Origin of the sequence: Yoonia sp. (genome assembly GCF_036770585.1) — a bacterium.
Lineage (GTDB): Bacteria > Pseudomonadota > Alphaproteobacteria > Rhodobacterales > Rhodobacteraceae > Yoonia.
The window spans coordinates 1-11,166 of record NZ_DAIPIW010000079.1 but is presented as its reverse complement, the minus strand read 5'-3'; the positions used below and the strand labels follow the sequence as shown (position 1 = coordinate 11,166).

The 11,166-nt window shown below is 61.8% G+C and carries 9 protein-coding genes and 2 pseudogenes; 10 read left to right on the top strand and 1 reads right to left on the bottom strand.

The genetic code is table 11. From position 1 onward, the window contains the following. From V7N12_RS12055 to V7N12_RS12025, 7 genes and pseudogenes are all read left to right on the top strand, one after another. A pseudogene (locus V7N12_RS12055) lies at window positions 1-236 on the top strand (IS5/IS1182 family transposase); the annotation flags it as partial. 170 nt (window positions 237-406) lie between these two features. Continuing rightward, window positions 407-1,456, top strand: coding sequence for a LacI family DNA-binding transcriptional regulator (locus V7N12_RS12050; protein WP_333714836.1), 1,050 nt, complete (start codon window positions 407-409; stop codon window positions 1,454-1,456). A gap of 109 nt (window positions 1,457-1,565) precedes the next feature. Next, the gene (locus V7N12_RS12045; protein WP_333714835.1) at window positions 1,566-2,741 is read left to right on the top strand and encodes a sugar ABC transporter substrate-binding protein; all 1,176 of its coding nucleotides are present in this window, start codon (window positions 1,566-1,568) and stop codon (window positions 2,739-2,741) included. A 66-nt stretch (window positions 2,742-2,807) separates the two neighbouring features. Further along, window positions 2,808-3,878, top strand: coding sequence for a carbohydrate ABC transporter permease (locus V7N12_RS12040; protein ID WP_333714834.1), 1,071 nt, complete (start codon window positions 2,808-2,810; stop codon window positions 3,876-3,878). 1 nt (window position 3,879) lies between these two features. Beyond that, window positions 3,880-4,758 carry a carbohydrate ABC transporter permease gene (locus tag V7N12_RS12035; RefSeq protein ID WP_333714833.1) on the top strand — a complete coding sequence of 293 codons (879 nt, stop codon included), beginning with the start codon at window positions 3,880-3,882 and terminating at the stop codon, window positions 4,756-4,758. 5 nt (window positions 4,759-4,763) lie between these two features. Further along, window positions 4,764-5,759, top strand: coding sequence for a levansucrase (locus tag V7N12_RS12030; protein ID WP_333714832.1), 996 nt, complete (start codon window positions 4,764-4,766; stop codon window positions 5,757-5,759). Window positions 5,760-5,763: 4 nt separating this feature from the next. Beyond that, entirely contained in the window at window positions 5,764-6,834 is a 1,071-nt protein-coding gene (locus V7N12_RS12025; RefSeq protein WP_333714831.1) for an ABC transporter ATP-binding protein, read from the top strand. Here V7N12_RS12025 and V7N12_RS12020 read toward each other — a convergent pair. Continuing rightward, window positions 6,831-7,460, bottom strand: a pseudogene (locus V7N12_RS12020) (integrase core domain-containing protein); the annotation flags it as partial. The gene V7N12_RS12025 and the pseudogene V7N12_RS12020 overlap by 4 nt on opposite strands. A gap of 278 nt (window positions 7,461-7,738) precedes the next feature. Between V7N12_RS12020 and V7N12_RS12015 the strand changes: the two are divergent. The 3 genes from V7N12_RS12015 to V7N12_RS12005 all read left to right on the top strand — a co-directional run bounded on the left by V7N12_RS12015 (window position 7,739) and on the right by V7N12_RS12005 (window position 11,115). After that, window positions 7,739-8,323 carry an ANTAR domain-containing response regulator gene (locus tag V7N12_RS12015; RefSeq protein WP_333714830.1) on the top strand — a complete coding sequence of 195 codons (585 nt, stop codon included), beginning with the start codon at window positions 7,739-7,741 and terminating at the stop codon, window positions 8,321-8,323. Further along, entirely contained in the window at window positions 8,320-9,492 is a 1,173-nt protein-coding gene (locus tag V7N12_RS12010; RefSeq protein WP_333714828.1) for an ABC transporter substrate-binding protein, read from the top strand. The genes V7N12_RS12015 and V7N12_RS12010 overlap by 4 nt, the downstream gene beginning before the upstream one ends. A gap of 267 nt (window positions 9,493-9,759) precedes the next feature. Further along, window positions 9,760-11,115: a CmpA/NrtA family ABC transporter substrate-binding protein gene (locus tag V7N12_RS12005; RefSeq protein ID WP_333714827.1), complete on the top strand. Its 1,356-nt coding sequence runs from the start codon at window positions 9,760-9,762 to the stop codon at window positions 11,113-11,115. Window positions 11,116-11,166: the final 51 nt, after the last annotated feature.

Genomic DNA, 11,166 nt, shown 5'->3' with positions numbered 1-11,166 from the left:
GCGCCCGCGATGACACCCTGCGCGCAACGCGATACTACGGGCGGGCGTTCTCGAAACGCTGGACCGGATACCACGCGCGCAGCTGGATCGAGGCGAAGATGCGCTGCCTGAAATCCCTCGGCGAGCGTCTCATGGCAAGCGACCCCGACCGACAGATGGCCGCAATCCACATCCGCATCGCCCTCATGAACCGCTTCAATGCCCCGGGCACCGCCGAAATCGTCCGCGTGGCATGACGTCAGTGGGGTAAAGGGACGTCACGCCTCGGGCCGAGGTAATGAAACAACGCCGGTCCGAAATCTTTCCGACTGACAGAATCATCATCCGGAAAATATATGACACCGATGACATGACATCGGTGTCATAGGTAGGTGACCATTGTTGCCACACGCCAAGGGGGGAGCGGATGTCGACGATTTATGACGTTGCAGGCCGAGCGGGCGTATCTGCGAAGACTGTTTCGCGTGTCCTGAATGGCGATGGTCCCGTCGGCGCCAAAACCCGCGCAAAGGTCCATCAGGCGATGCAAGAGCTTGGCTATGTGCCCTCGCAAGCTGCGCGCATGATGCGTTCGAACAAGTCCGGGCTGATCGGGCTTATCACGGGGGCGATCTCGCGCAATGCCGAACCGACCGAACCCACGGGGCTGCCGGATCTACATATCGTGCAAGGCATTCAGGCCCATATGGCCGCACGGGGCATGACGCTGATGATCGCCGATACCGGCGGTGCGCAAGACCGCGTGAAACCCCTGATCCAGACTTTTCAGGAACATCGGGTCGAAGGTTTGATCTATGTTGCCGATTACCACCGCGAGGTTGACTTGTCGGATGCTGTCGCCAGTTGCCCTATACATCTGGTCAATTGCTATGACGCGACCGGGCGCCCCTGCGTGCTGCCCGATGATCGTGGGGGCCAGTACGCATTGACGAAACGGCTTGTTGCGCATGGCCATTGCCGCATTGCCTATGTCACGCTTGACCGCGATATGGACGCGACCCGCCTGCGGTCTCTGGGCTACCGGGATGCCTTGGCGCAAGCCGGGATCGGCTTTGACCCGGCCCTCGTGATCGAGGGGCACAAGCAAGACGCTCCCGATGCCAATGCCTGCCTTGCCCGCGCGATTGATCACCTGATTGACCTGCCAAACCCGCCCACGGTGATCTGCTGCGGCAATGATGAAATGGCGTTGCGTCTATATGGACATTTGCGGCGACGCGGAATGCGGGTGCCCGAAGAAATCTCGATCACTGGCTATGACAATTACCGCGCCATTGCCGAGACGCTGTTTCCGCCACTGACCACCGTCGAGCTGCCCTACCGCGTGATGGGCGAGCGCGTTGCCGCACGGCTTCTTGCGCAGATCGGCTCTGGCACGCCGCCTGCGGACAATTCGTGCGAACTGACGGCTTCCCCCGTTGTCTGGCGGGATTCTGTTACGGCCATCCAAACCTGAATTCAGTCTCAAAAGGGAGGACACCATGAAACTGAAGTACCTTGCCGCCTTTACAGTAGCGGCGTAATCTCTGACCTCTGGCGCGGCATTCGCGCAGACCTCGCTGACCATGTGGTATCACGGCGCGGGCAACGAGGTCGAAAGCGCAATCATCAATCAGATTGTGGCCGACTTCAATGCAAGCCAGGCCGATTGGTCCGTCTCGCTCGAAAGCTTCCCGCAAGGAGCCTACAACGACTCTGTCGTTGCTGCAGCGCTGGCGGGCAATTTGCCCGACATTCTTGATGTTGACGGCCCTGTCATGCCCAACTGGGCCTGGGCGGGCTACATGCAGCCCCTACCGCTGGACGAAGCCGTGATCGCGGATTTCCTGCCCGGCACGAAGGGCTATTGGGACGGGCAGCTTTACTCTATCGGTCTGTGGGACGCCGCAGTGGCGCTGGTCACGCGTCAATCCACGCTGGATGCGTTGGGCCTGCGCACCCCCACGCTGGCAGAGCCGTGGAGCGGTGAGGAATTCATGGCCGCCCTCGATGCGGCCAAAGCCGCCGGTGACTGGGAATACGCTTTCGATCCTGGCATGGCCTGGACCGGGGAATGGTATCCTTACGCCTTCTCGCCTTTCCTGCAAAGCTTCGGCGGTGACATCGTGGATCGCAGCACCTATCAGACAGCCGATGGTGTGTTGAACGGCGATGCTGCAATGGCCTTCGGGGACTGGTGGCAATCGCTGTTCGCGGACGGTTATGCGCCGGGCACCAGCCAGGACCCGGCCGCGCGCGATAATGGCTTCATCGAGGGGCGCTATGCGTTTTCGTGGAATGGCAACTGGGCCGCGCTGAATGCCCTGAGCGCGTTTGACGACACGTTGTTCCTGCCTGCCCCCGATTTCGGCAATGGCCCGAAAATCGGCGCGGCAAGCTGGCAGTTCGGGGTATCGGGCACATCGCAGCACCCCCAAGGTGCTGCGGCCTTCATCGAATTTGCCTTGCAGGACGAATATCTTGCGGCCTTCTCGAACGGGATCGGCCTGATCCCGGCCACAGCCTCTGCTGCGGCGATGACAGAGAATTATGCCGAAGGCGGGGCGATGGCCGTATTCTTCGAGTTGAGTGAAGCACAAGCCCTCGTGCGCCCTGTGACACCGGGCTATGTCGTACAGGCCAAGGTGTTTGAAAAAGCGCTGGCCGATATCGCCAATGGGGCGGATGTGGCCGATACACTCGATGCCGCAGTGGATGAGATCGACGCCGACATCGCACGCAACGGGGGCTACGGCCACTAAGCCTGCATCTGCGTGCCCGCCACAGGGTGCGCAGACTTTTCACCTCTGGCAGCAAAAGGCACACCCATGTCTTCGAAACTGACCACATCAAACCGCGCGGGCTGGGCATTCGCGGCACCGGGGATCGTGTTGATCGCGACTTTCATCATCCTGCCGTTTTTCTTCGCCTTCGCGCTGTCGCTGACCAACCAGCGGCTGATCTCGCCCAACCCCACGCAATATGTGGGCTTGCAGAACTACCGCGACATGCTGTCGGTTTCGGTGCTGCGGCTGACCCCGGAACAAGACGAAGCGGGCCAGATCCTGCGCGACGCGGCCGGGACACCGAGTTATCCCCGCGTGCGCGACATCACCCGCGACCCCGATTTTCCGCAGTATCGCGGTATGCGCGAATGGTTCCGCATACATTTTGGCGAGACGGCGCATGTGGTGGTCGCGCGCGACGTGGTGTTCATGAAGGCGCTGGTCAACACGGTCACTTTCGTGCTGGTCGTGGCGCCCCTGCAAGGGGCGCTGGCCTTGGGTCTGGCGCTGCTGGTCAACCAGAAACTGCGCGGGATCACAGTGTTCCGGGCGGTTTATTTCATGCCAGTGGTGGTGTCGATCGTGGTCGTCTCGCTGCTCTGGCGGTTTATCTATTCGGCGGATGGCGGCTTGCTGAACAACCTTTTGTCGGGGCTGAGTTTCGGGGCGTTCCAGCCCGTCAACTGGCTGGGCAATCCCGACACGGCGCTGCCCGCGATCATGGGTATGTCGATCTGGCAAGCCGTGGGATTCCATATGGTTATCTGGCTGTCTGGCCTGCAAACCATCAGCCCGACGCTCTATGAGGCCGCCGAGATCGAAGGTGCGTCCAAATGGCAGAGTTTCCGCTATGTCACATGGCCGGGTTTGCGGCATACGGCAGTGCTGGTGCTGATCGTCATCACCATGCAGGCTTTCGCGCTGTTTGCGCAGATAGATGTCATGACCCGCGGCGGCCCGCTGGACAGCACGCAAACGCTGGTCTTTCAGGCGGTCGAGCGCGGCTATGGCAAACAGGACATCTCTGGCGGGGCGACGATCAGCGTGGTGTTGTTCCTGATCGTACTGACCATTTCGCTGGTGCAACGCTGGCTGACCAGAGAAAGGGCCTGACATGGCTGTCATTTCCCCCGACAATCACGGCTTGCGGCTGGTTGTGCGCTACGCTGTGCTGGTGCTGATCGCGGTCATCTTCGTCTTTCCGCTGGTCTTCATGGTGATGTCCAGCCTGAAACCTGACCAACAGCTTCTGGCCGACACGTCCAGCCTGCGCGCGTTCCTGCCGGTGGGTGATGTCAGCCTGGACAATTACACCGCCGCCTTCCAGCGCGCGCCAATCGGGTTGTTCGTGTTCAACTCGGTTCTGGTCACGGGTCTGACCGTGCTCTTGTGTCTGGCTGTCTGCTCCATGGCGGGGTTTGCCTTCGTTTACCTCAACTGGCGCGGGCGCGACCTGTTCCTGTCTGTCATCCTTGCGACGCTGATCGTGCCGTTTGAAACCATCGCCATTCCGCTTCTGCTGCTGGTGTCGAAACTGCCATGGATCGGTTGGGACGGCGTCACGATTGGGTGGCTGAACAGCTACCGGGTCCAGATCATCCCCTGGATCGCCGATGCGTTGACGATCTTTCTGTTCGTGCAATACTTCAAGGGCCTGCCGCGCGAGCTGATCGAAGCCGCGCGCGTGGAAGGGGCGACGTGGTTCCAGATCTACTGGCGCGTGGTCATGCCCTTGTCCGGCCCGGTGCTGGCAACGGCCGCAATCCTGAAATTTCTTGTCATGTATAACCAATACCTCTGGCCCCTGATCGTGGTCCAGCAGGAGCAATACCGCCCTGTCATGGTCGGGCTGCAATACTTCTTCCAACTCAACATCGCATGGGGCGAGGTCATGGCCTATCTGACCATGATAACCGTGCCGGTGCTGGCCTTCTATCTGGCCTTGCAGCGCGCCTTCATCGCCTCCATCGCCTCAACCGGTGTGAAAGGATAACCGAGATGGTTCTCGCTCTGGAACAACAATGGATCTGGGACAGCTGGTATGCCCATGACGGCGACAAATGGCATGTCTTTTTCCTGAAAGCAGACAAGTCGCTCGTCAACCCCGAATTGCGGCATTTCAACGTGACGCAGGGCCATGCTGTCAGCGACGATCTAGTGAACTGGGATCATCTGGGCACCTCTCTGACCCCGTCGGACAGCCCCGCATGGGATGATTTCACCACATGGACAGGCTCAGTGGTGCGCGACGATAACGGGCTGTGGCACCTGTTCTATACCGGTACGTCCAAGGTGGATGAGGGGCTTTATCAGCGCATCGGGCACGCCACGTCCGACGATCTGCACAACTGGCAGCGCGTGGGCGATGGGTTGTGTCTGGACCTGACCGAGCCGACCGCGCGCGGTTATGAGGCCGATCTTGCAAGAGGCTTCTGGCATGACCGCGCCATGCGCGACCCCTGGGTCATGCGCGACCCCAATGGCGCGGGCTGGCTGATGTATTTCACGGCCCGCGCGCCGGGGATTGAAGAACCCAATGCAGGCGGCGCGATCGGCCTTGCGACCTCTGATGACCTGATGACATGGACCCTGCAACCGCCGGTTTTCGTAGGCGGCTACGGGCAATTGGAAGTGCCGCAGGTTTTCGAAGTCGCGGGCCGCTGGTATTGCCTGTTCTGCACCGCTGCCGAGCATTTCTCGAAAGCGCAGGCCGCAGCGATCCCCGGCGGCCCGGTGACAGGCACCCATTACCTGATTGCTGACAACCCGCGCGGGCCTTGGACCATTGCGCCGGGACCGTTTCTGGACGGTGCGCTGCCCTGCCGTCGCTACGCGGCGCGGATTGTCGAAACCGACGCGGGTTTGCGCATCATGGGGTTTGCCGACAGGGGCGCGGATGGGCAGTTTCAGGGCGTCATCCTAGATCCGGAGCCTGTCGAAGTGCTGGACGATGGCCGGCTGATCGTGCGCGCGCATCCTCAGGCGGCGGAGTAGGACCATGGCTGATGTGAGCTTGAAAGACATCCGCAAATCCTATGGCGCGGTTGATGTGATCAAGGGCGTGGATATCGACATCAATGATGGCGAATTCTGTGTCTTCGTCGGCCCTTCGGGTTGCGGCAAATCCACGCTCTTGCGCATGATCGCGGGGTTGGAGGATATCTCGGGCGGCACGCTGTCCATTGGCGGGCGGGTGGTCAATGACATCACCCCCAAGGAACGCGGCGTGGGCATGGTGTTCCAGTCCTACGCCATTTTCCCGCACATGACCGTGCGCGAGAATATCGCCTTTGGCCTGACCATTTCGGGCGCCTCCAAGGCCGACAAGGACGCCAAAGTGCAGGACGCCGCACGCATCCTGCAAATGGAACATCTGCTGGACCGCCGCCCCAGCCAGTTATCCGGCGGGCAACGCCAGCGCGTCGCCATTGGCCGGGCCATCGTGCGCAAGCCCAATGTGTTCCTGTTCGATGAACCGCTGTCCAATCTGGATGCTGCGCTGCGCATGGATATGCGCATGGAAATCGGTAAGCTTCATCGCCAGCTTGGCGCGACGATGATCTATGTGACCCATGATCAGGTCGAGGCGATGACATTGGCCGACAAGATCGTGGTGCTGAAGGAAGGCCGCGTCATGCAGATGGGCGCACCGATGGACCTGTATCACAACCCCGAAAACCTGTTCGTGGCGGGGTTTCTGGGGGCACCGTCGATGAATTTCCTGACCGTCGATGTGCTGGATGTGCAAGGGCCGGAAGCAAAGGTTGCGCATCCGGCGATGGACCCTGTAGTGCTGAGCACCAAGGGTCGCGCCATCACCAAAGGCAGCCGCGCCGTGATGGGTCTGCGCCCGCAATACCTGTCGGCCGATGGCCAGGGTGCGGGACTGGTCGAAGGCAAGGTCGTGGTCGCTGAACGGCTGGGCAGCGAAACCGTGGCCGATCTGGTATTGCGTGACGGCACCAACCTGATGGCAACTTTTTCAGAAGATCGCGTGTTCACCCCCGATCAGGCAGTCGCGCTGCGCTTCGACCCTGCCGAGGCGCATCTGTTCCCGTCAGAAGGTTAGGTATTTAGTCCCAGCCTGTGGTGGGTTGGATTGACAGTGAATCTTTCTGGCTCTGATGTTCAGATTTTGCAGATGAACTCGCATGGCGTGAGACCCCGCAGCGACGTGAGGCGACGCGCATGGTTGTAGGCTGCGAAGAAGTCGCCGAGGTCGGTTTCGAGCGGAGTGAGTGCCGCATAATGGTAGCGCTTGACGGTCGCGTCCTTGATCGTCCGGTTCATGCGCTCGACTTGGCCATTGGTCCAGGGATGGTTCACCTTTGTCAGGCGTTGCTCGATCCCCTGCTCCGAGCAGACCCGGTCGAAGATGTGCTCCATCGCATGGCGATCGTGTTTTCGGTTTGTGAACTGGATGCCGTTGTCGGTGAGGTTCGTGTGGGTTCTGTAGCGCAGCGCCGCGATGAGATCGCGCAGGATTTGGGCAGCGGCCATCTTGCCGACCTTTTTCTCCAGCCGCACGAAGCCGAACTTTGAGGTTCGATCGATAGCCACGAAAATGTAAGGCTTGCCCTCGGCCGTGCGCAACTTGGCGATGTCGATGTGGATATAACCAGAAGGATAATGCCTGAATTTCTTCTTCGGCTTGTCGCCCTCCTTGCCCGGCAGACGGCTGATGTCGCGGCGCTGCCCTGAAGAATTTGTTCCATAGCGCGTCCCTTTGATGGTCACAGATCACCAGGCCACCACACGCTGGGACTAGACAGAATGCACGCCGATGGACCTTGGCGGATTGCGCGTATCCCGGGGACTGATCATGCAGTCGCTTGGCCGCGATAGTTTCCATCTGCTCACGAATTGGGCAGCGTGATCCCGGCACGCCTATGCTTTCGGCGCGACTGCTGTCCATCTTGCGCCGCAACAACACAGCACTTGCAAGGCAGGGCGCTGCGGATCATCGGCAAGACATGTCCGACCCTTTATCCATCGTTGTCGTCGAAGAAGACCGGGATCGCGCGATTGCGATCGTCGATGCCCTCAAGGACAGCGGCGACTATGACCTTCATGTCATCGGCAACGTGACGGGGTTGGCGCGGAAGATCGCGGCCTTTCTCCCCGATATTGTCCTGATCGACATCGACAATCCAACGCGCGACATGCTGGAGGAATTGACCCTGGCCTCCGGACCGCTCGAGCGGCCTGTGGCGATGTTCGTCTCTGGCGCGGCGGGCGGACTGGCGCGTGCTGCCGTCGAGGCGGGGGTCTCGGCCTATGTCGTCGACGGGCTTCAGCCCGAGCGGCTGAAACCGGTGCTGGACACGGCAATCGCAAGGTTCCAGATGATGCGCCAGATGCGCACAGAGCTTGATGAAACCCGCCGCGCCCTGGAAGAGCGCAAGGTCATCGATCGCGCCAAGGGCCTGCTGATGAAGGCCAAGGGGATCGGCGAGGACGAAGCCTATGCGATCCTGCGCAAGGCTGCGATGGACCAGGGCCGCAAGGTCGCGGAAGTGGCCGAGGCCCTGGTGACGGCGGCGGGCCTTTTGCAATGAAGACGGTCTCGCTCCCGGTCGCTTTCATGCCTCTTGTGGATGCGGCCCCGCTTATCGCGGCGCAGGAAATGGGGTTCGCGGAAGCCGAGGGACTGACGCTCGATCTGGTTTCGGCCCCGTCCTGGTCGTCCGTGCGTGATATGCTGGCCTTTGGACGCGTGGATGCCGCGCATCTGCTGTCGCCCGTGCCCATCGCGATGGCGCTGGGGTTGGGCGGCGTCACGACGGGGCTGTCGGCTGTCTCGGTGCTGTCGGTGAACGGCAACGTGATCGGCGTCAGCCGCGCCTTGGAAGCCCGCCTGCGGGCGGACGGCCACCCGTTCGACTTTGCGAACGCAGCCGCGGCGGGCGCGGCCTTGGCGAGGGTTGCGGGCGATGGCCTGACGATCGGTGTTCCGTTCCCCTTCTCCATGCATGTCGAGCTGCTGCACGTCTGGTGCGCCGCGACGCCCTTGTCCGATATCCGGATCACCATCCGCACCGTGCCCCCACCGCTGATGGCGCAGGCGCTGGCTGCGGGTGAGATCGACGCCTTCTGCGTCGGCGAGCCATGGGGCTCGGTCTCGGTCGAAGCGAATGCCGGTGCGCTTTTGCTGCCGGGTGCTGCGATCTGGGCCTTTGCGCCGGAAAAGGTGCTGGCGACCCGCACCGAATGGGCCGAGACCGAACCCCATCTTCTAGAGCGCATGATGCGCGCGGTCTGGCGGGCGGGGCGCTGGCTGGCGCAACCCGACAGCCGCACAGCCGCCGCCGAGATGCTTTCGCGCCGGGCGTGGCTGGACCTGCCGTCCGAGGTGATCGACCGGGCGCTCTCCGGCAACCTGATGGTGTCGGCCACCGGCGAGGTGCGGACAGTGCCGGGGTTTCTCGAATTCCACCGCGGCGCAGCCAACTTCCCATGGCGAAGCCAGGCCAAATGGATCGGCGGCCAGATCGCGCGCCGCTCGGGGCTGGACCCGGCATCGTCGATGCAGCGCGCGGGGGGCGTCTTTCGCAGCGACCTTTACCGCGTAGCGATGGGCGCCGCCGGTGCCGATCTGCCGGGCGCTTCCGAGAAACTGGAAGGCTCGCTTGCACATGAAACCCCCGTCGCATCGGGGACGGGGAGGTTGATTCTGGAGCGGGACGAGTTTTTTGACGGGCGCATTTTTGACCCATCGGGGAATTGACGCCTATCATTTAGGCAAAATATTCCCCGACGATGCGGCAGTGCAGCATTCGATCAAACAGGCGGCCTGAAGAGGTTGCCTTCTCCCGGGATCAGCGCCATCGTGATCCCAGTCGGGGACAATGACGTCCTCGCACAGAATTCTCCCATCGTCCGGGAATCCGAGCACAGCCGCTCGATCGTGTTGCCAAACGGCGATGTGATCAGCGGCTTTTTTGCGTTTGTTCGGCCGCCTCCCTGCCGGACACCAGCCAGGAGACAGCACACCATGAGAATACTGATCGCAGCTTTGGCCGCCACGACTGCCCTTTCGGGGCCGCTGGCCGCGCAGGACCTTGAAATCGACGAGCTGACCTTCGGCTTCATCAAACTGACCGACATGGCGCCGCTCGCCATCGCCTACGAGCGCGGCTATTTCGAGGATGAGGGCCTTTTCGTCACGCTCGAAGCGCAAGCCAACTGGCGCGTTCTGCTGGATGGCGTGATCGACGGCACGCTCGACGGCGCGCATATGCTGGCCGGCCAACCCATTGCGGCCACGATCGGCTACGGCACCGAGGCACATATCGTCACCCCCTTCTCCATGGACCTGAACGGCAACGGCATCACCGTGTCGAACAAGGTCTGGGAGCTGATGCGCCCGCATATCCCCTCGATGCCCGACGGCCGCCCGCAGCATCCGATCAGCGCCGCGGCGCTGGTCCCCGTGGTCGAGCAATTCCGCAACGAAGGCATCCGCTTCGACATGGGCATGGTCTTTCCCGTCTCGACCCACAATTACGAGCTGCGTTACTGGTTGGCCGCTGGCGGCCTGCACCCGGGCTACTACAGCCCCGCCGACATCACGGGGCAGATTGGCGCGGACGTGTTCCTGTCCGTGACACCTCCGCCGCAGATGCCCGCGACCCTCGAGGCGGGAACGATCTTCGGCTACTGCGTGGGTGAACCCTGGAACCAGGCCGCCGTGCAGCGCGGCATCGGCGTGGCCGTCATCACGGATTACGAGATCTGGCCGAACAACCCCGAAAAGGTCTTTGGCCTGACCGCGGATTTCGTCGAGGAAAACCCCAACACCACGCAGGCCATCGTCCGTGCCCTGATCCGCGCCGCAATGTGGCTGGATGAAAACGACAATGCCAACCGTATGGAAGCGGTCGAGATCCTGTCCAACTCGGAATACGTTGGCGCAGACGTCGAGACCATCGCCGCCTCGATGACCGGAACCTTCGAATACGAGCCCGGCGATGTGCGAGAGGTGCCGGATTTCAACGTCTTCTTCCGCTACAATGCGACCTATCCCTATTACTCTGATGCCGTCTGGTACCTGACGCAGATGCGCCGCTGGGGCCAGATCGCCGAGCCGAAGTCGGACGAGTGGTACCACGAGGTCGCCGCCTCGGTGTATCGCCCCGATATCTACCTCGAAGCGGCGCGCAGCCTGGTCGAGGACGGGCTGGCCAGCGAGGCGGATTTTCCCTGGGATACGGATGGGTTCCGCAATGTGGCGACCGACCTGATCGACGGCATCCCCTATGATGGACGCACGCCCAACGCCTATATCGACAGCTTTCCCATCGGCCTGACCGGCGGACAGCTGGTGATCGACGGCGAGGTTCAGGGCTGATCCCCCACAAGACATGCTGCGGGCGCGAATGGCGCGCCGGCAGCACCTGCC